This is a genomic window from Paenibacillus sp. FSL R10-2748 (genome assembly GCF_038005565.1).
GTDB classification, from domain to species: Bacteria; Bacillota; Bacilli; order Paenibacillales; family Paenibacillaceae; genus Paenibacillus; species Paenibacillus polymyxa_B.
In genome coordinates, this window is record NZ_JBBOTK010000006.1 from 281,997 (window position 1) to 308,175 (window position 26,179).

A 26,179-nucleotide genomic window follows, 5' to 3' on the forward strand; every position below is an offset into this window, starting at 1 on the left:
AGCCTCTTTTCTTTCGTGTTCTTATTCTTAAGTGCCAACTCCGTGGAGGAAGGTTACAAATCATATTGATGGAAAAATGAATTGATTGATAAAGAGCTTCACTGAACACAGCAACCATATTAACAGATTCTTTCTCAATAGAAGCATAATGTAGTTACAGGCTGTTGGTTTTCAACAGAAATATATCATCCTTTATTTTTTACGAGGTTAAGTTCAATATGACTTCGACCATGTAGCCATAGCAGTTCATCCAGTAAAAACGCCAATCCATCCTTACTACGCAAACGCTCAATCATTTCTGTAACGACCTCCATTATCTCACGCTGTACATTGTTCGCTAGTTGGAGGCCCCCACTTTCCCCATCCACATAAAGATGTGGATGATCCGGTTGATCTACCTTTCGTACATGCCGCAGACACAATATCCCATGTTCAAGATAAAAGAAATAGCTACGATCATACAGAACTCCCTCAAATAATTCATACATATGAGGGTCATCATCAGTTCCATATGTCATAGTAACTCTTTTTAAGCCAACTGGATTGCTCATATATACTTTCACTCCCTCAGAATTCAATTGTAAGTTCCTATACTTGAAATTTTAGTGAAGTAAAACTCTAATTCAAATAATGTGAATTTTTTATTCGATAAGTCCTGGAGGTTTGTATGCAATACTGTAATTTATGTATAAGAAGTCGTTCATTAAATACATTCGCATATATTCTCTCTCAAAAATCATCAGCAATATGGTATATATACCGAGTTAACTTCTATTTTGTTAATGAGGTACTTATACTATATGTTTTGAATTCTTATAATCAAATTGGAGAGTGATACAATGGATTTTATAAAATCTATTTACACAAAACAAAACGTAAATAGCTCAGTACTCTTTTTCACATTTTTAGTTCTATATAGTGTTTTTTCTGAGATTGAAATTAAACCCGTAGTTCTCTTACTTTTTACAGTTGTATTTGCCTTTTTTAATGTCTTGAGTAAATTGGTCCAATCCATACGTAGTGATAATGATCTTAAGTAAAGTAATCTTTACATATTAAAAAGACCTCCAGGACGAATATAGTACCTGACTATACCGTTCTGGAGGTCTTGATTTACATTTTCGAATTGTTAACGCCCCATCATTAAGGTTTGCAGACAATTCATTTTCATTGTACCCTTTTAAACTATCTTAACAAGGCTCTTCGTTCGGTTTCCCGGCATCTGTAGCTGTACGGAAGCTTGAACCACAGCCACATGTCGCTACAGCATTCGGGTTATGAATCGTGAACCCGCCTGACATTCCAGACTCTTCAAAGTCGATTTCCAGACCGTCTAGGTAGCGGATGCTTTCCTTTTCCACTACAATCTTCATATCCTGTACGTTCATATATATATCCTGATCCGTCTCGTTGTCGTCAAAGCCCATTGCATACGAGAATCCAGTGCAACCGCCCGGCGTAACACCCAGACGTAAAAACATATTCGGCGTTTCCTGCTGCTCCAGCATATCCTTCAAACGCTCAGCAGCGGAATCGGTGATGTTAATCATAGCTCCATCCTCCTCTTTTACTTCATGTTCTCCTTCAGTATACTCCACTATTTGCAGGTGCTCAAGTCATGGAATGTCCTTCCCTTACAGGCTTAAAGACCTGTTTTTCTATTCGTTTGTATTGAACACCGGTGGTGTGAGGTTTATAATAGGTGAAGAGTGTGTAAAAGAAACTGTCGGAAATTTGTCATTTCAAAGGCGATATTTTGAGATATTCATCATTGTAGCCTGGCATTGTAACATTTTTCACATATCGTATATCCGCGCTGCCGGATTCTTACCGACGGAACGGGACATCCTGTGCGCACTTAGCGCTTGTGCCGCTGATTTGGCGGACAGCCTCGCACAGAGCAACTTGAAGGAGGAATAGGCATGTCCACATTAGTTACACCTTTTACAGACCGCAGAATGGCGGAAATTGTAGAAAAGGTACAGAACGGTATTCGTTTGAACCTTGAAGACGGTATATATTTGTATGAAACTGACGATATCCTCACACTGGGTCAGTTGGCTAACGAAGCTAATTTACGCAAGAACGGAAAAAAGGTTTATTTTATCGAAAACATGAGCCTGTACTTCACCAATGTATGCGAAGCGCGCTGCGCGTTCTGCAATTTCCGCAAGGATCAGGGGGAGGACGGCTCTTATACGTTGTCCGGGCAGGAAATGATTGATTATGTAGAGCAGCACATCCATCCGGGGGTAAGAGAATTTCATATCGTCGGTGGTCATAATAATCATGTGCCTTTCCAATACTATGTAGACTCATTGAAGGCACTGAATGAAAAGTATCCTCACGTTACACTGAAAGCTTACACTGCAGCGGAAATTGACTTTTTCACACGCATAAGCGGCTTGAGTATTAAAGAAGTGCTTCAGGAGCTGCAAAAGGCTGGACTTCAATCCCTGACTGGTGGTGGCGCGGAAATCTTGTCCGACGAATATCGGAAGAAGATGCGTGTTACCAAAGCCAACGTGGACCGCTATCTCGAAGTACATCGCACGGCCCACAATCTCGGCATGAAAACTCATACGACTATGCTGTACGGTTCGGTCGAATCGTATCAGGATCGTATTGAACATATGCTGCAAATTCGCGAATTGCAGGACGAAACGAACGGATTTATGGTATTTATTCCACTGTCCATGCAGCCGAAAAGCAAAAACGCCAACATCATGCGTCGTAACTCCGCTTACGAGGATCTCAAAACCATTGCGATCAGCCGCCTGATGCTGGACAATATCGACCATGTCAAAGCTTACTTCATTAATATTGGACCGCAATTGACGCAGGTCGCTCTCACCTTTGGCGCATCAGACGTCCATGGCACGATTGTGCGTGAGCAGATCAGCCATGCCGCAGGTGCGTTAACCCCTGCCGGATTGACCCGTAAAGAGCTAATCTGGCTGGTCAAAGGTGCCGGACGTATACCTGTTGAACGGGACACCTTCTATAACGAAATCGAAGTTTTCGAATAAATGTAATATCGGATTCAAATTTCCCGCGAGCATTTCATCCCCATTACTCACACCATGCAGCATCTGCTGCCTCGGAATACGCTGGTCTGCCTGACAAAGGCAGGCCTGATTCTCGGGTTTTATAACAACAAAAACTTGTGTTAGATCGACGAGACACCAGACCATTTGCCGGGGACACGGTAGCGAAAGGAAGGCGGATTTTGATGAAAAATTTCGTTATTCTGGGGGGCGGCTATGGCGGCCTTACCATTGCCAAAGAATTGCTGGATAAACACATTCCCGACGATGTTCAAGTTATTTTAGTGGATCGAATGCCCTTTCAGGGGTTGAAAACAGAGTACTATGCCCTCGCGGCAGGTACGGTTTCTGATTTTGATTTGCGGGTGCATTTTCCAAATGAACAACGTCTTATTCGCAAATATGGAGAGGTCACCTCGATGGATCTGGAGAATAAAACGGTCCATTTTCAGGAAGGTGAACCCTTGTTCTATGACCAGCTTGTCATTGCGTTGGGTTGTACCGACCGCTTTCACAATACACCGGGGGCTGAAGAACACAGCTGTACGATCCAGTCGTTTAACCATACCCGCCAAACCTATCTGCGCTTGAACGAAATCAAGCCATATGGACATGTCCATATTGTAGGCGGCGGTCTTAGCGGTGTTGAGATTGCTGCGGAGTTACGTGAAAGCCGCACGGATTTAAATATTACCATTATGGATCGGGGCGAGCGGGTGCTGTCGGCATTCCCGCAACGTTTGTCTGCCTATGTACATGCTTGGTTCAAGGAGCATCAGGTTAATGCCCTGAATCATGTTGCGGTTTCCCGTATTGAGCCGGGGGCTATTTATAACCGTGACGAGCAAATTGTAACGGATGCAGTGGTATGGACAGCGGGGATTCAGCCGGTAAAAATTGTGCAGGATTTAGCCGTCCCTAAAGACCCTCAGGGCCGCATCGTGCTCAACGAATATTATCAAATACCGGACCATCCTGAGGTGTATGTGGTCGGAGACTGTGCGAGCCTTCCCTACTCTCCAAGCGCTCAAGCGGCAGAAGTGCAAGGGGAGCAGATCGCACACATTGTACGCGACCTGTGGAAAGGTCAAACGCCTCATCCGCATCCTTTAAAGCTGCGCGGTACATTAGGCGCACTTGGCAAGAAGGCCGGGTTCGGTTATGGCTTTATGGGCAGTACCTCATTGCGTGGACGAGTACCACGCCTGCTTAAAAGCGGTGTGCTCTGGAAGTCCAAACGCCATTTTGGATAAACGTATGCTAAACAAACAAAGAAGACCCGCTCTCAGAGCAGGTCTTCTTTGTTTCTTGAGTGTTTGCATCATGTATATTCTCTACAAAAAGGAGCTGGCTAACAGAGCCTATCAATCCAAATCTAGGTTATCCCATGCTTCAGCTTCCTTAATTTTGTTCATAATCACTTCATACAGAAGTTCTGCTGAATCCGCGGATACAATCTCACCGTTGACCATTGCATAGGGTTCGGCGTTGCACTGACCGCAATTGCTTAGGCAGCCGTATTCAATCACATCATAATCTGGATTCTGTTCCAGCTTGGACATGATTTCATCGGTACCCCAATGCATATTACTGGTGCAAAACTCAATAATAGGTCTTAACATTTTTTCACCTGCTTTGGATGACGGGCATTTTAATTTGGCCCGCTTTGTAATATAATAATAAAGGTATAGGAAAGGAGTTGAATTCTAATGAGCGAAACACAAAGCGTTCAAATGTATGATGAAGTAGCTGATGTACTGGATAAGCTCCGTCCGTTCCTGCAACGCGATGGTGGCGACGTTGAGCTGGTTGACGTTGAAGACGGCATCGTTAAGCTGAAGCTGGTAGGCGCTTGCGGCAGTTGCCCAAGTTCCACAATCACGCTGAAAGCAGGGATTGAACGCGCTCTTCTCGAAGAAGTCGACGGCGTCCAAGAAGTGGTACAAGTATTCTAATGCTTGATGCATAATGATCATGAGAGTCTTGACTTCGGTAACGAAGCTCAAGACTCTTTTTTGTGTTACAGCGTCTGAAGGATCACTTAAGCTTATATGGTTGGCCGAATGGGGTCTAAACCTCCCGATACATCCATAATATTGCCTGTTATAAAATCCGAATGCTCCTCACATAAATAGGCGATCACTCGCGCAATGTCCTCTCCACTTCCCGGACGTCCACGCGGTGTCTCTTTATCCTGCATGCCGATGACATCGGCGATTGACATTTCCTTATTTGCTCCTCGGATATCCCCTGGACAGATCATATTGACCGTAATGCCATAAGGAGCTTCCTCCACAGCCAGTGACTTCGTAAAAGACACCAGCCCCACCTTGGCGGCTGCGTAGACGGCGCGATGCGGCCAAGCCCTTGCTTCTCCAGCATGACCAAAGCCAAAATGAATAATACGTCCCCAATGCTGGCTACGCATGTGGGGCAATACCAAATGATCCAGCAACATGGTACCGACCAGATTCCCTTGTATCATGGCATGAATCTCAGCTACACTGTAATCCGCAAACAGACGGCGTTCCCGGATGAACGGTCCGGCATTGTTCACCATAATATCGACTCCGCCCAGCCGATCCTGTACTTCGCCAATCAGCCTCGTGATATCTTCCTGAACAGAGATATCCCCTTGTAAAGACAGGCAGCGTACTCCCTTAGACTCAATCACCCGCTTAAGCGCTTCGGCTTCTGCTTGGCTATGCACATAATTTAGCGCAATATTACAGCCTTCATCCGCCAGACGCAAAGCGGTCGTTTTACCTAAACCTTTGGCACTGCCGGTTATGAATGCGACTTTATCTCTCAACAATTTTCCTCCTGTTCACAGAGAACGGTCACCCCCAAGTATAAAATATTTAAGCTTCCCCTACAACTCCATCCAAAAAGAAACCCCATTCCTCTTGTTCAAGAGAATCTGGGGTTTGCGTGCAATGCGTTCTCGTTCCCTGCTTAAAATGCTGGAATAATCGCGCCTTGGTATTTATCTTCGATGAATTTTTTAGTTTCTGGAGATTGCAAAGCTTTGATCAGCTTCTGAATCGCTTCGGAATCTTTATTATCAGGACGTGCTACCAGAACGTTAGCATAAGGAGAATCTTTATCTTCCAGTGCCAGTGCATCCTTCGTTGGATTCAGCTTCGCTTCCAGAGCGTAGTTCGTGTTGATCAACGCAATATCCACTTCAGGCAACTGACGTGGCAGCATAGCTGCCTCAAGCTCCTTGAATTTCAGGTTTTTCTTATTTTCAGTAATATCTTTTACCGTAGCTTCAATGTTGCTTGCGTCTTTCAGCTTGATCAGACCTTGTTTCTCCAACAAGAGCAATGCGCGGCCTCCGTTTGTCGCATCGTTCGGAATGGCTACAGTTGCGCCATCAGGGATTTCATCAAGCTTTTTATATTTTTGGGAGTAGATACCGAATGGCTCCAAATGAACTGCGCCCACAGAAACCAGATCCATTTTGCGCTCTTTGTTCATCACATCCAAGTAAGGTACATGTTGAAAGAAGTTAGCATCCAGTTGCTTGTCAAACAATTGTACGTTCGGCTGTACATAGTCGTTAAACTGAACGACTTGGAGACGAATTCCTTCTTTTTCCAATTGAGGTTTGATCGCTTCCAAAATTTCCGCATGCGGCACAGGAGAAGCTCCAACTTTCAGCTCCACTTCACGTGGTGATCCGCCTGTATTTTGGTTCGCATTGTTTGTATCCGATGTTGTGCTCTTTGTACCGCAAGCCGCCAGCACCGCAATTAATGTCAAGCTTAATACAGCCAATACCCATTTCTTCATGTTATTACCCCTCCAATAATTTGTAATATTCAGGAGCAGACGTCCTGATCAATAAGGATATCTATATGTTTTCCCTATTTTCGAGTATAATGCCGCACGAGGCGATCTCCCGCCATTTGCAGCAATTGTACCAATACGACCATCAGCACGACCGCAACGATCATGACAGCCGTTTCATAACGATAATAGCCGTAGTTGATAGCCAGTGTACCTAGTCCACCGCCCCCGATCATCCCGGACATTGCCGTGTAGGATACGAGTGTAACGACGGTAATGGTTAATGCAGCGAGCAGACCCGGAAGTGCCTCACGTAACAGCACACGCCGGATAATTTGTCCTGTCGAGGCACCCATCGCTTGTGCGGCTTCAATGACACCCTTGTCCACTTCACGCAGAGACGTTTCGACAAGACGTGCGAAGAATGGGGCAGCCCCGATAACCAATGGTGGAATGGTTCCCAACACCCCGGTCGAGGTACCTACCAGCGATCGTGTAAAAGGAATAAGTGCAACGATCAAAATGATAAATGGTACGGAACGTAAAATGTTAACGATGAATGATAATACAATGTATATCACCTTCATCAGAGTTAACGAGGAGCGACTCGCCAGAAACAATAATATGCCGAGCGGCAAACCAATAATGAGGGTGAACAATGCGGATGCCCCGAGCATCTGAAGGGTTTCCAGCGTAGAATTCCCTAGCTCTTCCCAACTCACTTGTGAAAAATCAAGTTCGCTCATTGTCCGATCACCTCCACATCAAGTCCTTGCCCAGACACTTCGCGCAACGTATGCTCTATATCTTCATGGTTTCCTTCAAAACGAACGATCAGCTGTCCATAGGGTACATTTTTAATCGTAGATATGGTTCCCTGCAAGATCGCAAAATCAACACCAGTGCTTCGAGCCGTACGCGACAGAATCGCATCATATGTTTTACTGCCCAAGAAGGAGATACGTACTACCTGCGCCGACTCGCCGCCACCTGCTGCCGCAATCGCTGCTTGCAACTCTTCGGGATGTTCTGACTCCCGTTGGATAAAGTCCTTGGTTACCTGGTGCTGTGGCTTCAAAAATACTTCCGCCACTGGGCCTTGCTCCACGATGTCGCCCTGATGAATGACGCCAACTCGATCACAAATGCTTTGAATGACATGCATTTCATGTGTAATCAGCACGATGGTTAAATTAAAGCGCTGATTAATATCCAACAGCAATTTCAGGATAGACCCCGTCGTCTGCGGATCAAGCGCTGAAGTCGCTTCGTCACACAGCAATACATGAGGATCACTAGCCAGCGCCCGTGCAATTCCTACCCGCTGTTTCTGTCCACCTGAGAGCTGTGACGGATACTTTCCACTGTGTTCTTCCAGACCTACCAGTTCCAGCAGCTCACGAACTTTCATGTCCAGCTTTTCCCTGGGAGTGTTAACCAACCGCAAAGGAAATGCAATATTGTCATACACCGTTGCCGAAGATAACAAATTAAAATGCTGAAAAATCATTCCGATTTTTCGACGTTGCTTCTGTAACTGGGATTGACTCACAGTAGCGAGGTTTACCCCGTCTACCCATACTTCGCCTGAAGTAGGGCGTTCCAATAAATTAATACAGCGGATCAATGTACTTTTCCCCGCCCCGGAGTGACCAATCACTCCGAATATTTCTCCACGCTTTATAGAAAGATTCAACCCAGATAGCGCATTAACGCGTCGGTTGCCTTTGCCATAATGCTTGGTTAACTGCTTAAGCTCTATCAACGTGCTGCGACCCCCTTCACTTCTTCCTTACCCTTTTAACCAGTTGTCATCTCTCAGGATTGTATAAAATCGCTATTTATTTATACAAAAAAGAGCCCCTTTCACAGAATGAAAAGGGCCCCACCTTGCGAACCTTTTCTCATCTGCCAAAATCGCTATAACTCTAGCGGTTTTGTAGGAATTAGCACCATCATGTTCCCTCCCAGTGTATTACACCGGGAAAGAACGGGTTGCCGGGCTTCATCGGGCCAGTCCCTCCACCTCTCTGGATAAGAAAAATATGTTAAACTCCAGCTTTAGCTGTCCGTTAAGTTTATATAAAAAAACATAATTCAAGCATTTTTCTGAAACTAGGTTTCAGTATAGATAGTTTACATTGCTTTGTCAAAGGATATTTTCTATCATATTTTTGGGCGTACTGCCCGGTTCTCCCATTGTTTCGCAGTATAAGTAAAGGCGTTTGACAGCGACCGACACACCATTTCCAAGCCCTGCTGCAAATCTTCTAAATGGTGATCGAGGTCCTCCAGTTGGATTTTTCCATACAAAGCTCGGTGTCGTTGCCAGAGATCATCCTGCATTTCCGTATTCATATAGTGTATCTCCGTATTCCGACGCTTACGCAGCCGATTGATGGCATCGTTGTATGTGTCCTTGATATCAATTAAATTATCGGTCAATACAGGATGCATTTTGAGATACTTGAGCTGCCGCAACACGGTAAAATACGAATAGTGAGCCTTATACTGCCCTGTTTTTAAATCACACAGATCATTTAGCCAGTTGCCCAGCTTATCTAAAATGGAGAATACCCTCACAAACCCATCTTTATAAAAGAAAACATATAATGCATAGTCGGATTTTTCATCCTCGCTCATATCTTCAGCATATCCAGCTTTCACTTTCATACGGAAAAAGGCGGCAGCATGATGGCTCTGCTCCAGTTCATCCAGAGATGACATTAGACCGCGTGTCAAAATATCCGCCTTCCGAAAATCGTGGGTCGGATCTCCACCAGCCTGAATTTGCCGCTCCAGCAGGTTCAACATATCTGACATGCTATTCATGGCATCTAGCAGGATGCCTTTGTTCACACGTGGTGGCTCACCCAGTAGCTTGCGTATCATGCTTACGCCTCCTTATAAATGTAGAATCCGGCTGTAGGTTTAATTAGGGCGTCAAGCGAAATAACTCGTCCATCGTTGATCTACAAGCTTAACAATATCCTCACGCGGTAACACCTCATCCGGATACCCTGGCTTCATACGCGCATCCACTACAATCGGCAGCTTATAGTTCAGATGATGCAAACGCACTTCGCTGTCCGCGTACATATCCGTAGCCGGGTTAAAGCGTGTGAATACCGTCCACAGGAACGAGGCTTGAGAGCGAACGACTTCTTTGGCATCGTCCACAATGAAGACGAGCGGCCACTCTTGCTCACCCGCTGCTAATCGCTCCAAAACACGTGCCGCCAGCTCAGGCTCCTGCTCAAAGGACGCACCCGATACGACGAGGCAACCTCCGCAATAGGGCTCAATTTCACGAATTCCCGGCAGATCGCCTCCCTCATAAGCACGAGGCAATTCACGTACAGGCTCACCTATCCCCATCAGAATCGCCTTACTACCATGATTCAGCTTGCGGCCTGTGTAATCGAGTGTATCGTGTGACGTGTGATTGAAAATAAATAAATCCCTTGCTGGATTAAATCGCTCCAGAATGGTTTCCAGCAGCAGGTTAAAGTCAGATAAATCAATTACTCGATCCGTCAGCATCAGGAACTTGGTCAACGACAATTGACCTTGACCCAAAATAGTAAAACCGGATACAAGCGCTTCACGGGAGTAGCTTTCACGTACCACTGCCGCTGCTAGCGCATGTACACCCGTTTCCGCATACGCCCACAGGGACTTGACGGAAGGCATCACAAGCGGATATGCAGGCGACAGCAGACGTTGCAAAAACTCACCGAGATAGTAGTCTTCTTGCCGAGGCTTACCTACAATGGTTGCCGGATAAATGGCATCCTTGCGGTGATGCATATGTTTGACATGAAATACAGGGAAATCATGCTGTAATGAGTAATAGCCAAAATGATCACCAAACGGGCCTTCCGGACGGCGTTCATGAGGCGGTACATAACCGCTGATTGCAAATTCTGCTTCTGCTGGAATCCGGTGGCCCCCAAGCGGGTCTTCTGTCATGGGCAGCTTGCCTCCCATAATAAGCGAAGCCAGCAACAGCTCAGGCAAGTTTTCCGGTGCTGGCGCAATGGCAGACGCAATCAGGGCAGGCGGGCCACCGATGATAATCGTCGTAGGCAATGGCTCATTACGCAGTTCCGCTTCATGATAATGAAAACCGCCGCCTTTATGAATTTGCCAGTGAATGCCCGTCGTCTGATCATCATAAATCTGAATGCGGTACATCCCCAAATTATGATCCTTGGGCTGACCTGGCTTCTCAGTATACACGAGTGGAAGCGTAATAAACGGCCCTCCATCCTCATGCCAACTGGTCACTTTAGGCAGTGGTGCCAGCGGAGCCTCTGTACGGCGAACTCCCAATACAGGGGCCTCGCTATGAGATACTGTTTTTAGCCCTACTTTTAGCATGTCCTTAATCAGGCCACGTTCATTCCACAATGCTTTGGGTGTAGGTGGAAACAATGTTTTGGTCGCTCCTACAATCGCATCCATCAGTTGCTCTGGGCGCGGACCAAAAGCCATGTCCACACGGCGATTTGTACCAAACAGATTACTGGCTACAGGAAACGGGGTTCCTTTTACATTCGTGAACAGAAGTGCCGGCCCTTCTTCCTCAATGACTCTTCGATGAATCTCAGCCAGCTCCAGGTAAGGATCGACAGGTGCCTCTATAATTTTAAGATGATTTTCTTTACGCAGCGCTTCAATAAATTGGCGCAAATTCTGGTAGATCAACTGGACGACTCCTCCTAAGCAAATCAAGCCCTCGAGAAACTCGCGGGCCTGGTTTGTTTCTTATATGCTATTATACGTGTTTAAACGCCTCTTGGGCAAAAATCCGCTTGACTATGATCTATGAAACGCTTAGGTACGTTGTGCTTGGGTCGGAACAAGCTTGCGGTCCGGTGACAATTGCCATACACGATAGCTCAGATAAGCCAAGATGGAGAACAACGATGCAATCACCAGCATATGTCCCAGCACGATAAACATGTAGATTTCAGGTTTGTTGACGTACAACAAGATAATTCCAATCACCACTTGAAGCAAGATTAACAAGACCGATACGACACCCAATATACGGATATCCCGGTGGTTCGGGTGATAACGGTATGAGTAGTGACCCACAGCCAAGATAATGACGAACAGCAGACCAGCTGAAATCTGATGAAGCAGCAGTGGAGATATGAAGCCCCCAATATTTACAACCTTCTGGATGACCGAGTGACTAAGCAACGCCCCTGAATAGACAGCAATATAGGTATAGATCGTCGATAACCATATAAAGTTACGAAAGCCCCGACTGACAGGCCCAGGAATCAGACGCGGGGTGTGGCGTGAATCTGCATGCTCCTGCCAGGCCCCCAACGTCATCATAGTCGCACTGGCAAAGGCGATAAGCGCAAAGCCAAAATGCAGTCCCATGACTGCAGCCGATTGGGAGAAGACGACAGCCAACGCCCCCATTGCACCTTGTATGATGACAAACATGAGCGTGAGCAGCGAGAATAGCTGCAAATCCTTCCGATGCTTCATAAACAGCAAAAAGCCAACAAATGAGGCGATAGAAAGAATCCCGGCCATGGCACTGACGGAGCGATGAGAGAACTCAATAAGGGATGCGATCGTATGTGCCGGAACCAGCTTACCATTGCACAGCGGGAATTCCCGGCCACAGCCGAGACCAGAATCCGTTCGCGTCACGACACCTCCACCGAAGGTAGCCAAAAACATGACAATACATGTTACGAGTGCCAGCCATTTTAATATTCTGATTTTGTTATTCAAAGAATTCACCCGTATCCTTCCAAATATAATATTTATTCACTTTATATGTTGTGAAATGATCACTTAAAGTAATTATAACTGATATATCGTTCCTTGACATACGAGCTTTGTTGACAAAATGTGAACGTGTCCGTGAGAAAGCCGCCCCCTGAGAAGGAAGCGGCTTTCTGAATGTCTTGATGTTATTTTGCTAAGCTCGCGTGGACTTCAACAGCCCGATCCAAAAATTGCTCAATCTCTTCGCGGGATTTGCGCAGTCTGTTCACCAGACGTACCAGTTCTCGCCCTTCACTGTAAGCGATAAAGCTAGGAATCCCCAATACATTTTGCTCTTGACTGACGCTTTCGGCCTGTTCTACATCAATCTCAATTAATGTAAGCTTATCTGCATATTGTTGTTCCACATCAGGCATGAACGGATCGATGAAATGACAATCCTTACACCAGTCCGCCTTAAACACAGCCACCGTAACGCCCGGAGTGGATATTGCCTTATTAAAGTCTTCATGAGAGACGATTTTTTGCATGGATGATTCCTCCTTAAATTCTTTTTGTGCTGAAAAGATTGCACTTTCTATTGTAACGCCAAGTGAAGCTTTTGCACACTCCCCCATTCTACTCACATGCCGATTGGAAGCCCTCTCATTGAGGCATACTAAAGATATACTTAAGAATCCACATAAGCGTCGACATCCTAACAGCATACCCAACATACTTGGCAGGATACGGGGATGCTTGCAGTTGGAAAGGAGGTTAATTTAGTCATGTCTCTTACCGAATGGCTCCATACAGCATCTCGACAGCTTCAAGGAGGGCTAAAGTTACTGGGTTCCGTTCCCCGTGTTGCAGAGGAAGCTTGGGAGGGCAAACGGGCGGCTTGGACCGAATCCCGCAAATTACGCTCCCCCTTGCGTGAACTAGCGTGGGATTATCATACGGCACAGGCCGCTATGAATGAAGCTGAAGCGATAATGTTGGTGAACGGACCCGCTACGCGTCCCTCTTCTCTGAATATGCCCTTATGCGAAACAGACTGTGAGCTACTGGAGAGGATCAAGAACGATACAGCACAGGAGAATCGCAGCAACGTTACCCGCACTGCCGCTTACCTTGAATGCTATCGTGGCTACCCGGAGTTACACTGGGCATTACTGGCCCACCTGGTTTCTCGTAATGGCGGCTATAATATGACCGATCTGAAAGGGGGACTGATTGGCAACCTGTTCGGCGAACAGGAAAAGGAATGGCTGTATCGGCTACTGGAGCGCTGTAACGCCCTTATTTTTCAAGACGCTTATCCGCAGTTGCAACTTTACATGCACAGCCGTCATTTGGGTCGGAGTTGCTTTCACTTGTTGCCTTATTTTCACGTTTCGCCATTCATGAAGCCCTTTTGGGAACGTTTCTGGGCTTGGCGGGATAGCTCTCTGTTGACTGTGGCGCTCATCATTAATGAACAAAACTATATTGAAGGACGTGTGGTAAAAGATCCGTATTTCCAAAAATTTGTAACACACAAGCCGGGCTTTTATTTGCATGACTGGCTCCAGCTAAATCAGGTTATATTTCCACTTGGACTAAACGGTGGACTTGCTGGACTAGTAATGGAGCGTTTCGGCCATTTGGACGAGCGGATCGGCTTTGGCAAAAGTCTCTATGCTATGCTCTTCGGCCATCAGCAGGTGCTGGACCAGGTATCCGCATTCGCTAAAAGTGTGCCGCATACAGGTTCACGCAGCGACTATTGGCCCGGATTGTTCACCCCGAATGAACAAAAAGCGTTGCACTCTCCAGATGAAAGTGCAACGCTTTTAGCACATGAATGGCTACCGCCAGGACAACGTCTGTACAGTCCGGAGCTGAACGCCGTCTGGTCCGATACAGCTTATGATCCAATCCCCCGGTATGACTGGTTTCAGGACGGCTCCACACTTGGACATCTCAGCGAACCAAGGCGACCGCTGTTATTTGCCATGCGCCATGAGCATCGTCATGGCATCCAAAAAACAGCAATGGCCCACGTTGCCCATAACAGCTTGCAACCTTTCCACTGAAAGACTGGGGGACTCTTTTAGCCTCGTTGTCCTGTGGACTCACGCTGTAGACGCATTAACGGACGCAGTACCTTTTGCAACATACGCGGATAGTTGCCAAGCTCGTCCCTGCGCAATACGCGCAGTACAACCAGCAACAACAAGTAGCATACCAGTACAGCTGCCCCGGCAATGCAGCACGCGATCAAGAAGGCCACACGCGCAGGCATCAGATGCACCAGCAGAATACAGGCTTCATTTACACCGTATCCGATAGCTCCCGAGACGACGACTGCGGTTAAGAACCCTGCCCAGCGACGACCCATGATGGAAAAGGAGACAATCCCTTTAAGCACACGCAAATTTAGCAATGTGATCACGAGGAAACATAATCCGGTTGCAGCAATGATCCCATAAATTCCAAGCCAACCAGCCAGCAGCCAGCTCGCTGCAAACTTGACGACGATACCGACCATGACATTAACCATTGAAATACGCGGCTTGCCCATACCGATCAGTATCGAATTAGAAGTCATCATCGTAATCTGGAATATCGTTCCGAGTGTCAGAACAGCAATGATACCACTGCCTCCAAGCGAGCTAAACAGTAAACCATTAATAGAATAGGCGGTTACACATAAAGCCAGCACAATCGGCATTCCAGTCAAAATAGAGATACGCAAAGCCAACGTCATCTGATTTTGTAAATGCTGCTCATCCTTACGGGCAAATGCCGCTGAAATGATCGGAATGAGCGATTGGCTGAGCGCAATGGCCAAAATCGGCGGAATTCCCGCCACACTCTGTGCCCGAGAGCCTAGATAACCCAACTGAGTAGTCGCCTGATCCAATCCCACTTGACCAGACAGCAGTCTCACCACAATCGACGTATCAATAAAGTTGACCGCCGGAACCGTCAGAGACGACAATACAATGGGAATAGAAAGCTTGAAAATATCTTTGTAAATGCGCATCATCGGTAGCGCGGAGCTTTCCTCTTGGAATTGATCTTGACGATCCTGTCGATCCTGGCGACGCAATTTCACCGTGTAGTACAACATGACCGCTAGAGCGCCAAGACTTCCCATGACACCTCCAAAGGAGGCCCCAGCCGCAACCTCGCGATCTCCATAACCTAGCTTCAAAATAATAAAAGCGAGTACAATAGCGGTCGCTACCCGTGCAACCTGCTCCACAATTTGTGAAATACCGCCTGCGGTCATATTACCGCGCCCTTGGAAGTATCCACGCATCATGGCAATGGCAGGGAACAGCAGTAATGCTGGTGCCAAAGCCTGAATGGCCAAAGCGGATTGCGGAACCCCTGCTACATGCTCGGCAAAGTAAGGCGCTCCAAAATACAGCAGCGCTGTAATGATAATGCCTGCCGCAGCCGCGAATATCAAAGCCGCACGATACACACGTCGCGCTTCCGAAGGCCGATCCAGTGCATAACGTTCTGAAACCATTTTGCTCAACGTGCTTGGAATGCCGGCCGTAGCGACCGTGAGCAGCATCAAATAAGCGTTGTTCGCAATGGTAAACGAGGCGTTCCCGACGGAACCGAGCAGATGCTCCAATGGAACACGCTGTACCAGACCAAGTACTCTGGCTACCAAGGCGGCAGCGGCTAAAATAAGCGTACCTTTAAGGAATGTTTCTTTATTGGACAAAATGCGTTCCCTTCTTTCTTGCTGTTCACACGCATGCAAAAGCCCCGCACAAACTGTCATGGCCTGAGCCATCACCGGTGCGGAGCCGCATGTCGATTCTGTCTCTGCAAATCATAATAAACCAAAACGAATCTCGGGTCATAACACCCAAATTAAGAATACAATAATCATGGCAAGCTGCAAAATCACTTTCATCACGGTGCTGGTAAAAAGGCCTAATACAGAGCCAAAGCCCACTTTAATAGCTCGGTCCAGTGGGGCTTTGCTTATCAGCTCTCCTAGCACAGCGCCAATAAATGGTCCCAAAATCAGGCCAAATGCCGGAATAACGAAGGGACCGATAATAATCCCGATGGTACTCAGTATCGCCGACAGACGCGAGCCGCCAAACCGCTTGACTCCCCACGCATTCACAGCATAATCCGCAACAAAAAGGGCAACGACGATTAGTGTTTGTATAATCCAAAACAATGCATTGTATGGAGCAAACGAGAAAAACCAGCCGTATACAAAAAATGCAAAATAGATGGCGAGCGCCCCCGGCAATACGGGATATACCGCCCCGGCCATGCCCACAATGAACAGCACAATAACAACAATCCAGCCTACAACGTCCATGGGCCTCCTCCTTCTCGTCCATTCATCCTGCCTGCTGCATTATTCATTTTATTACACAAGCACATAATCACGAATCACTTCTACAATGCCGTCGTCATTGTTCGAAGCCACGACCAAATCAGCGGCCTCTTTAACCGTATCCTGAGCATTCCCCATTGCCACGCCCAGTCCAACCGCTTGAATCACAGCCAGGTCATTCAGACTGTCGCCAACGGCAACCACCTGCTCCAGAGTAATGCCAAGCAGATCGCACACTTCAGCGATTCCACTGGCTTTGGATATACCAGCTGGGTTAATTTCCAGATTTGTCATTGAAGAATTGGAAATTTCAAGTCCACCCATGTCCTGAAGCTTAAGCAAAATTTGGTGGCGAATTTCGTCATTTTCCGTATTATAACCGAATTTGAGCCATTCCTGTGTGTCCAATGTATCCGGCCAACGATCCCTATTATATAATTCCTCCGTTGAGTAAGCCCAGAACCAGGAGCCTGTGTCTATAGCAATCTGGTGCATCTTACGAACGAGCTCCTTATCAAGTAAATAACGGCGCCACAACTCGTGGGGTGATTTCCACACCTCACTACCGTTTACAGTTACCATTGGCGTCTCCAGGCCGAGTTGCTGACCGTAGGGAAGAGCATGCATCGCTGCACGTCCGGTGGACAAGCATACATGAATCCCTTCCTGAATCGCCTTGTTAATCCAGTTAATCGTTTCCAGGGAAATTTCATGATTATCATTCAGTAAAGTTCCATCCATGTCGAGCGCAAGCAGTTTGTATTTATATTGGTTTTCTCCCATAGTCTCTCTTCCTCCTGTATGTCCCTTATGTCCAACGACATTTTACCATGAAAAAGAGAAGCCCACAAAAGTATTCAAGTTCTCACTTTGCTGCCAGAGGCTTTTTAGGAGTACCATCTAGCCCATATACTTCGTCATACGCATCAAATATTTTACGCGCAACCGGTCCTGCGCTCGTCGCACCAAAGCCCCCTTCAGGAATAATGACCGCTACTGCCAGCTTTGGATTTTGACGCGGAGCAAAAGCGATGAACACCCCGTTATCTTTAACCGTACGTCCCACTACCTGCTGGGAAGTCCCCGTTTTGCGGGCATAATCATAAGGAAACCCATTAAAGGCTTTAACATCCGTAGCCATACCTCGAATTACTGTATTCCAGTACGTATCTGAAAAAGCGACCTCATTCAGCACCTTCGGCTTAAATTCACGTACAAGATTCCCCTGATCATCTACAATTTTGCTAACCAAATGAGGCTGCATACGCTTGCCCTTTGTTGCCAGCACAGTCGTATACTGAGCTAGCTGCATGGCTGTATACTTTCCCTGCTGACCAAAGGATGCCTGTACCAAACGTGTCAGCGCACTTTCATGCTTGCTCGTATACTCAAGTCTGCCTGCCCACTCGCCCGGCAGATCTACTTCTGTCGGAACGCCTAATCCAAATTCCTTCATATACTTGTCCCATACGTCAATTCCCTGATGCACCCCTGCATTACTTCCGTATTTGGCATACAGCGGCTTGCCGATCATATCCACCATAAACGTATTCGACGAGACCTCAATTGCCCTGCTAGGTGTCAAAGAACCATACACATGTCCGCTAGAATTCCCAACCCGGCTGGAGCGATTTTTGCCGTAGTACGCACTTCCCGTATCCAGATAAGTTTGTCCGGGAGAAAACAGGTTTTCCTTCAACCCGATCAGCACGGATAGCGGTTTAATGGTTGAACCCAGAAGCACCGAGGATTCTGGATGTGGACCCGCTTTTCCGCTAGGCACGGATTTAATGGTTCCATTTCCCATTTTATGCTGAATTTCGTCATATACCGAAGGCGAGGTACTTCCACTTTTCCATACATTAGAGTCATAATCCGGCATACTGGCCATTGCCACGATATTTCCGGTCTCTACCTCCATCGCTACAGCGAAGCCAGTGGTAGCGTCTTGATGAAGCTTCCCCGATACGGCATGAGTATGAAGCCAGCGAAGCTGATCCATAATGGCCTGTTCGGTTTTCTGCTGAATTTCCTTGTTAATGGTGGAATATAAATGATGTCCTTTTTCAGGAGGAGTAATGGATTCAATGCCCTCCGGCATGCTGCGCGGATTGACTTCTACCGTTTTATATCCGTTTTTTCCTCTCAGCTCATCCTGGTACTGAAGCTCCAAGCCATCATATCCGACCGTTTCACTTTCCGAATACACCTGTGTCGGTCTTAGAACCTCCGAATTAGCTTCATAGAGCTCTTTATATTTGGGCCGGTTCGTTCGAGCTCCTTTGAACTTGTACATATATCCAATCGTTTGTACCGCCACCCGATCCGGGTCATAATGGCGTATACTTTCTTCTACAACCTCTACACCAGGGAACTCTGTCCGATGTTCCAGAAAATAAGCGATTTCCTCCCGACTCAGGTCGGATTTGACCAAACGTGGGGTAAATCCCCTATATTGATTATAGTCCGGGTCCAGTCGCTTTTTTATTTCCTCTGCATTAAGCTGCTCTCCTTCGTTACGACCCAGTTCGTTTAATTTGGCAGCAAGCTTGGCAGCAAAAGCATTGAGCTCAGGGAGCAGCTTTTCCCCCGGCTTGCGATCTTTCTCCGTACGTTTGCTATAATCCTTAGATAAAGTTACATACAAGGACTGTACTGGAGTCGAATACGCCAGCTTAACCGTACCTGTGGAGTCATAAATCGTGCCGCGACTCGGGGCTAACGGGACATTTTTCGTATTTACGGATTGCTGCTGGCCCTTCAGCTCCTCCGATTGTACAAACTGCAATACAGCTAGTCTGGTAATGATCAGGGCAAACAGCACAAAAGCACTAAAAAACAGTAGGTTGGTTCGTAAAACCGTCCGTTTTTTTCGTAACTCTTCATTCTCTTCAACATTTTTCTTTTTAAATGAAAACTTTTTATCCAAACTTCCTCTGTCCATATTAGCTGGTCATTACTCCTTCCAAGTTAGGGTTTCACATTCCTGATCCTACCATATCCAAGGCAATAAACGATGAATTCTAAGATGACAATTTTGTAAGAAAACGTAGAAAAAGTATTAAAAAAGCTTCCCTCAGCCCAAAGGCTAAGGAAAGCTTTCATGAAATTATACGTATTACAATATTATGGTTGAATAAAGATAGTTAAGCATTCATCATAGATGCTAGAGCATCCTTAAATCCACGTGCAATTTCTTTACCTTCTTCATCAGTATAACTAATTGGTTCCTTGTATATATTCATAAACTTAATTTTAAATAACTTTCTAGTTGCACTAAAAGTCAAAGGGAACTCACTAATTAGAATGTTCTCTGCTTGGGTCTGAGCATTTTCTAATGTCCCGAATTTACTTTTTACAAAGAAAGAGATTTTATCTTTTAATTGTACTGCTGTTGAGTATCGATTACGCATCTCTTCATTTAATTTAGAGTAGGAGGAACCCTTAATTAATTTTGAAACGAGATAAACTGCATCTACATCAGCAACTAAATCCATTAGGTCAAACGTTGACTTGTTTTTCGCAGTACCTATAATTTCAAGAGAAGCAGAATAGGCAGTAGGGTACACATTCCGTTTTACTGAGCCACTCACGTCACCAGCTGCAGTAAGAAGATCCCCAGCCCATCCTCCTAACTCTGCGATAACCGAATTATCTGCTAAAGTAGTATATGAGTTAACTGTAGCAAGCATATGGGGAACATCCATCATATTCTCTGTTCCAAGATCGTAAAGTACTTCCATTCTAAAATCAGGTATTTTCTCATTTATAAGTTTCACAAATTTTTCATCAACTGGATTTGCAGTTATATCCCAGAGAATGCCATCGTATATACGGCTTCTATAGTACTCAAGAACTCTTTGGTTAGCTTGATAGATATCATTTGAAGTATATTCAAGAGCATATTTATAAATCTCATCCATCTGTTTAAAAAACAAATTATTTTGAGTTACTAACGTATTATTAATCCCGGTATTAATGGAACTAACACCTTGATCTCTTCCCGAAGCAATATTATTATCTATCTCAATTCTATTTTCTGATTCATTTCCAACATAAACAGTAGAAATTTGGTCAAAGGCCCAGTCTTTCGGCAGAGGATAACCTAAATTACCACTAAAACCTGTGGACATATCACATATAAAACTACTTACTGAATATCCAGCTGCAGCAACACGACTACAAACATTACGCGGCCCATAAATCCCTACTTTATATTTAGAGCCAAGTGAAGTTAATTTGTCATGTATGGCTTTAAAATGTGGTAGAATATTGCTCGTTACTTGATAGTCAACTGCATCAAAGTCCACAGAAAAATAAATTATAGTATCGTCTTTAAATCCAAATTTATTAGCAGCATGATGTGCCTCAATGGCATCCTTCATGCCCTGCCCTGGTTTGAAGTAGTCTACCCCGTTACCTGATGTTTGATAAATTGGGAATACCCTCAACCCAGAAGATAAAATAACATTAAGCTCCTCCTGCTTAAGCCTCTTCCAATCTCCCCCAACAATGTATCTGCCAACAGTCGTATACCCATTAGTTTTGAGCGCCTTCGCCCTTGCAGGTGTAATCTCAGTTACACAGTCACACGCTGTTCCTTTTCTATTCCGGTCACCTGTACTAACAAGGAGAGAGGCCCAAGTTTGTTTGCCTGCAATACCGTCAGATGATAACGCACAGAAGCGTTGGAACTCAGCAACAACACTTTTCGTTTGAGTATCATATACACCATTCAGAGCTATACTTTTAAAATCATTCACATACAGTGCATATTTCAAAAGAGAGATGAAATTCGATTTGGTATTCCCTACATTAAGCGTGGGGCAAAGAGACAATGTTGTGGTCCCAAATACACCGTCTGGATTGGTGTTCCCCTGTTCTACTTGCAGTCCATAAATTAAAGCGCGATTAGTTTTACTTGAATACAAACCATCACAAGGAATCAATCCAAGCTTTGGAGTTATATATTTATAGTATTTACTATTTAGAACTTGCTGCATTGCGCGAATATTGGAATCCCCTACATTTACGAATGCATCCATATTTAATAAGGCTTTCATGATTATAGGTGTAGCAATGCCATCTGGATTCGGTAGCCCTGCATCAGCCTGAAGCCTGGAGACTGCCAAGCGAGTACCATTACCGTATTGCCCGTCCATACCATTTGTACTGTATCCTTTGCAATATAATGCTCCTTGAAGAATAAGTACTAAATTGCCAACTGGAGAACTAGAAGATAGAGTTGGGCAAGCAGCCAATGTCGCAGGACCAAAATCACCATCTGCAGGGGATACTCCAAGTTCAAATTGTAAACCTTGAATGAGAGCCTTAATAGTCCCCCATCCTGTGTTTCCGTCCGCAGTAACCATTTTGTATCCTGGCTTTGTAGAGTATGTTACATTAACAAAATTTTGAACTTTCCTCACCATTTCATCCATGTATAAAAACCTCCCATTTATTTTACTAATGTAAACACAGCAATTCATCTTCTAATAGACTGTCTATAAATAGGATTTAATCTTAATGACTACCTCCTGCTTCTAGTAGGTTATAATAACCTGTCTATCGAAACTAAAGATCATAGGAATTTACCCTAACACAACGACTTACATTCTAAATTTTAAGGTTGGCATAATTTTTGTATAACAGTCATAGTCGAAAATAAAAGTTGATTCGCAGCTAATATCTAAAAGAAATATCCATCAGAATAATTTCTTGTTAACCTCCTTTTAGATACTTTCATTTTAGTTATAGATTATTCGCTCAGATATCCTATAACTAGATGTATCTGGCATCTAATTATTGAAAACAAATAATCTATTCATCAATATTATATTATATAGCGTATCGTTACGCAATATAATATATTCCACTTTACAAATTATTTTTTTATACATTACGGAAACACAACAACATAAGATAAAGCTAGTTACTTAGCCTTCAATAATATTACTCAAGAATATAGCTTAGGAAGGCACAAGTGCACCAACATGATTTTAGAAGCCCTACAAAATTGCTATTATTACACTTTCCCAGAAAACAGAGAAAATAATTAAGAGATAATACTAAATTCATTCACTTACTATTGATTGAATTGACCCATATATCCCTTTACATGCAGCTACTGTAATAAAACTTGCTAAAAAATTACACACCACTTTTCTTGATGTCAAACACATGTTCGTATATAATTAAATAAATAGGATTTTTTAGCATGTTGTATAAATCTATGCAATGGAATACATCAAATAAAAGGTAATGATTGGGGGTTTGAAATTAGAAATGGAATATATTACGCTCAAAGAAAGCTTTCTTATACTTCAAAATTTGATGGCTACTCCACTTTTGGCACATGTCCGTGAAATTATTAGTACTGAGCAATCAGATTCCAAAATTGTATTAGAAATTTTAGATGAGCCGGAGCTTTTCAGCTTACTTCTAATAATATCTAATGCAAAAGAAGATTATTGGGATATGCACCTTTTTTATATGGACCAAGTCGAGAGAAATAACGACCAATATCGCTATCATTCTTTTTCTATCACCGAGAGCCTTCACCTACATAACTGTTTTACTAGACTATTTAAAGCATAGAGAAGCAGGACTCATTTAGAGTCCTGCCCTGTCCCTTTCACTCTTTGATATTCCTCTTCTATAATTCTAATAAGCAACTCGGTAGCGGTAAGCCCCAGCTTTTTTGCCGCCTCCGCTAACTCCTTCTTAATATAAGCAGGTACATCATAATGGAATTTCACTTTATTCCCATAAGCCATGTTACTTTTCTCCTTATTTCCCTTAGTTGTTATTCATCACTTCATGATACTTCTGGTCAATTAAGCGAATTAACAACTGGGTCGCTGAAGTTTCCTGTATATTCGCACATTCAATAAGTTTTTCTTTCGTTTCGGGTGCAAATTCATATGGCAATTTAAGCTTTGGCTCGGACATTCGACTACCTATATTTTTTTCAACTTGGATAGCTTTAGTGACCATTAATTCTAATGAATTTTTCTCTGATATATTGACTTCCGTGTATTTCTGAAGCACCCTGGATAAATACGATTTGATTGCCTTTTGATTGTCCTCATCCAATGTAATGGACAAGTCATTATCTTGTACATGCAGTTCGCAATCAAAGTTATTTCCAAATAGATTAATATTATATTTCACAATTACACTCCTTTTTCTAAAGATTAGAGTTTTGTTCTTATACTATAATTTGTTTCGTTAGGTTACGCAATATTTTATATAATTTATTAACACACTTCTTGATTAAGTAAAAAGAAGTAAGGGTTTAAGAAGAAGACGATAAAAGTCCGAAAGAGTTACCCGTATTCTGTATTTTCGGTTGTACCAAACAGCGTTGGAATAATCAAATATTGCTTAATCCAACGAAAGAAGACGTCAGTCTGCCACTGATCTTTATATCTTTCACATTCTATGATTCTAAATTTTTTTTATATCCCTCACGGTTAACGGGGAGAAAAATTTTGAACGTTTCTGACTGGAGAGGTTATTTTTAATGTTGAGTGACTTCCCTTCTCTTGGATTCTACACTACTTATGTTAAACTCCTTTACCCTAATTTTTTTACAATATTTTTCTCGATTCTCCATCCAACTTTCTTAGTTTTAGCATCACGTAACTACTTTCTCCGACTAATCCATGATAAATCTTCTTGGCCCCTCTATTGTATGGAATATTACTGTATTTTCTCCCCTCCATTCTGGTGCTCCGTAATCAAATACTTCTTTTTGAGAAGGATCAAGGGTATATGGATAATCAATAACTATCTCTTTTTTAGTAAGTTGTTTTGTAAATACAACAAATTTTACTTGATAGATCCTGTAAAACGAAACCTTTCCATCAAGAAGGGATTTTCGATATTCAGTAAGAATAACCTTGTTATTTATAGGGGATGTTACTTGTTCATAGCTGTAAGGATGAAATAATTGGGTAAATATAGACTTAAGTAGTAACAACAAAAGTAATCCTATTATTATTACTAAAGTTACCAGGGATTTTCCGCTACTTATAGTAGAAAGTAAAATTAAAGCAATGATATTAATGAAGATAGGTATTAGATAACTACCTTTTTTGAAAAGTAACACATCATAATTAATGGAATACAGAAATAATAAGAACAAGTTCACAAATAACACGATAAAAACCAGATAGTATATTATCTTTTTATACTTGGCAGTCATAAAGTCAGCTCCATCACTTATAGCTAAATTTAATTTTTATGTAGAGATAATAATATTTAAATTGTTACAACAAACTTTTGTTTTATTAAGATTGAAGACTATATTTCGTTTTACAGAGAGTTTTCACAACAAACTCGGCGACCTCTCCCCAATTGAATTCCGGGAAAAGATCGCCGCTTAATTAATTTTTTTATTTTTAATATCCACCTTACTCTTCTTTTGGCAGAAAGGCGACAATGAGAATTCAAATGATCCCTTACGCAATTTTACCTAATGGTAAGGGGGGTGCCAAAATCAAAAGTGGAATTAGGAACTTCTGATCAAAACCATCCACGAAATTGTTTAGTAATGAAAAACGGCTCATAAATCATCTACAGAAGCTCTCTTGCACTTAACTTGATAATCTGCAAAAAAGTGTCACCATCTTCTAATTCCAATATTTCAAAACTTGTTAGTATTCAACATAGAAGGTTCCTTTTGCAGAATCATCATTCGGGACAACTCTTACATAAAAATATCCATAAAGCCCTTTAAAAGAAACATTATTATTGTATTTACCACCGTCTTGTAAGGTATAACTATCCCAGGACCTAGGATCTCCTGGTTGGTAAAGTGCTACAGTAAGTACATCAGAATAATGTCCACTTGGAAAAGTATGCACAGTTATTCTACCATTACAATAAATTGCAGCACTACTGTCTCCCCAATTATATGATTTTGAAGTTCCCGATGTACTGATTAAACTATTTTCATGGGCAAAGGCATCCCCATAAGTTGAAGATGTTACAGAAGCATCCGCATGAGCTGAAGATGTTGCGGAAACATCGGCATAAGCTGAAGATGTTATTGTTAAAAATAAGAGACACGACACTCCTGAGACTTTCATTTTTTTATTTAGCATATAAAAACCTCCTTGTTTATTAACTACAACCTGATTTTATAACTCAATGCCACAAAAAGGATTTATGTATATATATCATTTTCTGTTAATATTATCATTTCAATATTTTTCCCCATTAATCA

Annotated in this window: 25 protein-coding genes and 1 riboswitch; of the genes, 5 read left to right on the forward strand and 20 right to left on the reverse strand. The window is 43.7% G+C overall.

Annotation, left to right across the window (positions count from 1 at the left end; translation table 11 throughout):
* Nucleotides 1–185: 185 nt before the first annotated feature.
* On the reverse strand, nucleotides 186–551 hold the full coding sequence (locus NSS66_RS19455) for a hypothetical protein (protein WP_069080300.1): 366 nt from the start codon (nucleotides 549–551) through the stop codon (nucleotides 186–188).
* Nucleotides 552–1,190: 639 nt separating this feature from the next.
* Nucleotides 1,191–1,550, reverse strand: coding sequence for a HesB/IscA family protein (locus NSS66_RS19460; RefSeq protein WP_013311832.1), 360 nt, complete (start codon nucleotides 1,548–1,550; stop codon nucleotides 1,191–1,193).
* Nucleotides 1,551–1,922: 372 nt separating this feature from the next.
* On the opposite strand from NSS66_RS19460, the gene mqnE reads away from it, so the two are divergent.
* Nucleotides 1,923–3,029, forward strand: coding sequence for an aminofutalosine synthase MqnE (gene mqnE / locus NSS66_RS19465; RefSeq protein WP_023990177.1), 1,107 nt, complete (start codon nucleotides 1,923–1,925; stop codon nucleotides 3,027–3,029).
* Between the two features lie 203 nt (nucleotides 3,030–3,232).
* Nucleotides 3,233–4,300 (forward strand): NAD(P)/FAD-dependent oxidoreductase, encoded by a 1,068-nt coding sequence (locus NSS66_RS19470; RefSeq protein ID WP_340959584.1) that lies wholly within the window; start codon nucleotides 3,233–3,235, stop codon nucleotides 4,298–4,300.
* Nucleotides 4,301–4,411: 111 nt separating this feature from the next.
* Here NSS66_RS19470 and NSS66_RS19475 read toward each other — a convergent pair whose 3' ends face one another.
* Nucleotides 4,412–4,669, reverse strand: a complete 258-nt coding sequence (locus tag NSS66_RS19475) for a YuzB family protein (RefSeq protein ID WP_023990179.1) — start codon at nucleotides 4,667–4,669, stop codon at nucleotides 4,412–4,414.
* An 87-nt stretch (nucleotides 4,670–4,756) separates the two neighbouring features.
* On the opposite strand from NSS66_RS19475, the gene NSS66_RS19480 reads away from it, so the two are divergent.
* Nucleotides 4,757–5,002 (forward strand): NifU family protein, encoded by a 246-nt coding sequence (locus NSS66_RS19480; RefSeq protein WP_013311836.1) that lies wholly within the window; start codon nucleotides 4,757–4,759, stop codon nucleotides 5,000–5,002.
* Nucleotides 5,003–5,094: 92 nt separating this feature from the next.
* Here the strand turns inward: NSS66_RS19480 and NSS66_RS19485 are convergent, their stop codons facing one another.
* From NSS66_RS19485 to NSS66_RS19520, 8 genes are all read right to left on the reverse strand, one after another.
* A complete protein-coding gene (locus tag NSS66_RS19485; RefSeq protein WP_023990180.1) occupies nucleotides 5,095–5,859 on the reverse strand; it encodes an SDR family oxidoreductase in 765 nt (254 codons plus the stop codon).
* A 143-nt stretch (nucleotides 5,860–6,002) separates the two neighbouring features.
* Nucleotides 6,003–6,845 carry a MetQ/NlpA family ABC transporter substrate-binding protein gene (locus NSS66_RS19490; RefSeq protein ID WP_220025986.1) on the reverse strand — a complete coding sequence of 281 codons (843 nt, stop codon included), beginning with the start codon at nucleotides 6,843–6,845 and terminating at the stop codon, nucleotides 6,003–6,005.
* 74 nt (nucleotides 6,846–6,919) lie between these two features.
* Nucleotides 6,920–7,588: a methionine ABC transporter permease gene (locus NSS66_RS19495; RefSeq protein WP_025723588.1), complete on the reverse strand. Its 669-nt coding sequence runs from the start codon at nucleotides 7,586–7,588 to the stop codon at nucleotides 6,920–6,922.
* Nucleotides 7,585–8,607 (reverse strand): methionine ABC transporter ATP-binding protein, encoded by a 1,023-nt coding sequence (locus tag NSS66_RS19500; RefSeq protein ID WP_053326058.1) that lies wholly within the window; start codon nucleotides 8,605–8,607, stop codon nucleotides 7,585–7,587. The genes NSS66_RS19495 and NSS66_RS19500 overlap by 4 nt, the downstream gene beginning before the upstream one ends.
* Before the next feature lie 136 nt (nucleotides 8,608–8,743).
* Nucleotides 8,744–8,883: riboswitch (SAM riboswitch) on the reverse strand.
* Between the two features lie 125 nt (nucleotides 8,884–9,008).
* Nucleotides 9,009–9,734, reverse strand: a complete 726-nt coding sequence (locus NSS66_RS19505; RefSeq protein WP_061829845.1) for a Cthe_2314 family HEPN domain-containing protein — start codon at nucleotides 9,732–9,734, stop codon at nucleotides 9,009–9,011.
* Nucleotides 9,735–9,785: 51 nt separating this feature from the next.
* On the reverse strand, nucleotides 9,786–11,552 hold the full coding sequence (locus NSS66_RS19510) for a UbiD family decarboxylase (protein ID WP_025723591.1): 1,767 nt from the start codon (nucleotides 11,550–11,552) through the stop codon (nucleotides 9,786–9,788).
* A 129-nt stretch (nucleotides 11,553–11,681) separates the two neighbouring features.
* Complete coding sequence (locus tag NSS66_RS19515; RefSeq protein ID WP_023990186.1) at nucleotides 11,682–12,614, reverse strand: COX15/CtaA family protein; 933 nt, start codon at nucleotides 12,612–12,614, stop codon at nucleotides 11,682–11,684.
* Nucleotides 12,615–12,787: 173 nt separating this feature from the next.
* A complete protein-coding gene (locus NSS66_RS19520; protein ID WP_028541427.1) occupies nucleotides 12,788–13,132 on the reverse strand; it encodes a thioredoxin family protein in 345 nt (114 codons plus the stop codon).
* Nucleotides 13,133–13,369: 237 nt separating this feature from the next.
* Between NSS66_RS19520 and NSS66_RS19525 the strand changes: the two genes are divergently transcribed.
* Complete coding sequence (locus NSS66_RS19525) at nucleotides 13,370–14,659, forward strand: DUF2515 family protein (protein WP_209940381.1); 1,290 nt, start codon at nucleotides 13,370–13,372, stop codon at nucleotides 14,657–14,659.
* 17 nt (nucleotides 14,660–14,676) lie between these two features.
* On the opposite strand, the gene NSS66_RS19530 is transcribed toward NSS66_RS19525, so the two are convergent.
* The 5 genes from NSS66_RS19530 to NSS66_RS19550 all read right to left on the reverse strand — a co-directional run bounded on the left by NSS66_RS19530 (nucleotide 14,677) and on the right by NSS66_RS19550 (nucleotide 22,388).
* Nucleotides 14,677–16,311 (reverse strand): putative polysaccharide biosynthesis protein, encoded by a 1,635-nt coding sequence (locus NSS66_RS19530; protein ID WP_023990189.1) that lies wholly within the window; start codon nucleotides 16,309–16,311, stop codon nucleotides 14,677–14,679.
* A 138-nt stretch (nucleotides 16,312–16,449) separates the two neighbouring features.
* Nucleotides 16,450–16,929 (reverse strand): DUF456 domain-containing protein, encoded by a 480-nt coding sequence (locus NSS66_RS19535; RefSeq protein ID WP_023990190.1) that lies wholly within the window; start codon nucleotides 16,927–16,929, stop codon nucleotides 16,450–16,452.
* A 51-nt stretch (nucleotides 16,930–16,980) separates the two neighbouring features.
* Complete coding sequence (locus NSS66_RS19540) at nucleotides 16,981–17,730, reverse strand: Cof-type HAD-IIB family hydrolase (RefSeq protein WP_279834551.1); 750 nt, start codon at nucleotides 17,728–17,730, stop codon at nucleotides 16,981–16,983.
* An 82-nt stretch (nucleotides 17,731–17,812) separates the two neighbouring features.
* Entirely contained in the window at nucleotides 17,813–19,891 is a 2,079-nt protein-coding gene (locus NSS66_RS19545; protein WP_279834553.1) for a peptidoglycan D,D-transpeptidase FtsI family protein, read from the reverse strand.
* Nucleotides 19,892–20,093: 202 nt separating this feature from the next.
* Complete coding sequence (locus NSS66_RS19550) at nucleotides 20,094–22,388, reverse strand: glycoside hydrolase domain-containing protein (RefSeq protein WP_340959592.1); 2,295 nt, start codon at nucleotides 22,386–22,388, stop codon at nucleotides 20,094–20,096.
* Between the two features lie 844 nt (nucleotides 22,389–23,232).
* Between NSS66_RS19550 and NSS66_RS19555 the strand changes: the two genes are divergently transcribed.
* Nucleotides 23,233–23,544: a hypothetical protein gene (locus NSS66_RS19555; RefSeq protein ID WP_340959594.1), complete on the forward strand. Its 312-nt coding sequence runs from the start codon at nucleotides 23,233–23,235 to the stop codon at nucleotides 23,542–23,544.
* Between the two features lie 11 nt (nucleotides 23,545–23,555).
* Here NSS66_RS19555 and NSS66_RS19560 read toward each other — a convergent pair whose 3' ends face one another.
* The 4 genes from NSS66_RS19560 to NSS66_RS19575 all read right to left on the reverse strand — a co-directional run bounded on the left by NSS66_RS19560 (nucleotide 23,556) and on the right by NSS66_RS19575 (nucleotide 26,057).
* Nucleotides 23,556–23,723, reverse strand: coding sequence for a hypothetical protein (locus NSS66_RS19560; RefSeq protein ID WP_322156976.1), 168 nt, complete (start codon nucleotides 23,721–23,723; stop codon nucleotides 23,556–23,558).
* A 22-nt stretch (nucleotides 23,724–23,745) separates the two neighbouring features.
* Nucleotides 23,746–24,120, reverse strand: a complete 375-nt coding sequence (locus tag NSS66_RS19565; RefSeq protein ID WP_322156977.1) for a hypothetical protein — start codon at nucleotides 24,118–24,120, stop codon at nucleotides 23,746–23,748.
* A 487-nt stretch (nucleotides 24,121–24,607) separates the two neighbouring features.
* On the reverse strand, nucleotides 24,608–25,156 hold the full coding sequence (locus NSS66_RS19570) for a hypothetical protein (protein ID WP_340959595.1): 549 nt from the start codon (nucleotides 25,154–25,156) through the stop codon (nucleotides 24,608–24,610).
* A gap of 451 nt (nucleotides 25,157–25,607) precedes the next feature.
* Entirely contained in the window at nucleotides 25,608–26,057 is a 450-nt protein-coding gene (locus NSS66_RS19575; protein ID WP_340959596.1) for a hypothetical protein, read from the reverse strand.
* Nucleotides 26,058–26,179: the final 122 nt, after the last annotated feature.

Excerpts from the sequence above, each read along its gene's own strand:
- NSS66_RS19455 (WP_069080300.1), bottom strand. The coding sequence starts at position 551 with ATGAGCAATCCAGTTGGCTTAAAAAGAGTTACTATGACATATGGAACT.
- NSS66_RS19460 (WP_013311832.1), bottom strand. The coding sequence starts at position 1,550 with ATGATTAACATCACCGATTCCGCTGCTGAGCGTTTGAAGGATATGCTG.
- mqnE (WP_023990177.1), top strand. The coding sequence starts at position 1,923 with ATGTCCACATTAGTTACACCTTTTACAGACCGCAGAATGGCGGAAATT.
- NSS66_RS19470 (WP_340959584.1), top strand. The coding sequence starts at position 3,233 with ATGAAAAATTTCGTTATTCTGGGGGGCGGCTATGGCGGCCTTACCATT.
- NSS66_RS19475 (WP_023990179.1), bottom strand. The coding sequence starts at position 4,669 with ATGTTAAGACCTATTATTGAGTTTTGCACCAGTAATATGCATTGGGGT.
- NSS66_RS19480 (WP_013311836.1), top strand. The coding sequence starts at position 4,757 with ATGAGCGAAACACAAAGCGTTCAAATGTATGATGAAGTAGCTGATGTA.
- NSS66_RS19490 (WP_220025986.1), bottom strand. The coding sequence starts at position 6,845 with ATGAAGAAATGGGTATTGGCTGTATTAAGCTTGACATTAATTGCGGTG.
- NSS66_RS19495 (WP_025723588.1), bottom strand. The coding sequence starts at position 7,588 with ATGAGCGAACTTGATTTTTCACAAGTGAGTTGGGAAGAGCTAGGGAAT.
- NSS66_RS19505 (WP_061829845.1), bottom strand. The coding sequence starts at position 9,734 with ATGATACGCAAGCTACTGGGTGAGCCACCACGTGTGAACAAAGGCATC.
- NSS66_RS19520 (WP_028541427.1), bottom strand. The coding sequence starts at position 13,132 with ATGCAAAAAATCGTCTCTCATGAAGACTTTAATAAGGCAATATCCACT.
- NSS66_RS19525 (WP_209940381.1), top strand. The coding sequence starts at position 13,370 with ATGTCTCTTACCGAATGGCTCCATACAGCATCTCGACAGCTTCAAGGA.
- NSS66_RS19535 (WP_023990190.1), bottom strand. The coding sequence starts at position 16,929 with ATGGACGTTGTAGGCTGGATTGTTGTTATTGTGCTGTTCATTGTGGGC.
- NSS66_RS19540 (WP_279834551.1), bottom strand. The coding sequence starts at position 17,730 with ATGGGAGAAAACCAATATAAATACAAACTGCTTGCGCTCGACATGGAT.
- NSS66_RS19545 (WP_279834553.1), bottom strand. The coding sequence starts at position 19,891 with ATGGACAGAGGAAGTTTGGATAAAAAGTTTTCATTTAAAAAGAAAAAT.
- NSS66_RS19550 (WP_340959592.1), bottom strand. The coding sequence starts at position 22,388 with ATGGATGAAATGGTGAGGAAAGTTCAAAATTTTGTTAATGTAACATAC.
- NSS66_RS19555 (WP_340959594.1), top strand. The coding sequence starts at position 23,233 with ATGGAATATATTACGCTCAAAGAAAGCTTTCTTATACTTCAAAATTTG.
- NSS66_RS19560 (WP_322156976.1), bottom strand. The coding sequence starts at position 23,723 with ATGGCTTATGGGAATAAAGTGAAATTCCATTATGATGTACCTGCTTAT.
- NSS66_RS19570 (WP_340959595.1), bottom strand. The coding sequence starts at position 25,156 with ATGACTGCCAAGTATAAAAAGATAATATACTATCTGGTTTTTATCGTG.
- NSS66_RS19575 (WP_340959596.1), bottom strand. The coding sequence starts at position 26,057 with ATGCTAAATAAAAAAATGAAAGTCTCAGGAGTGTCGTGTCTCTTATTT.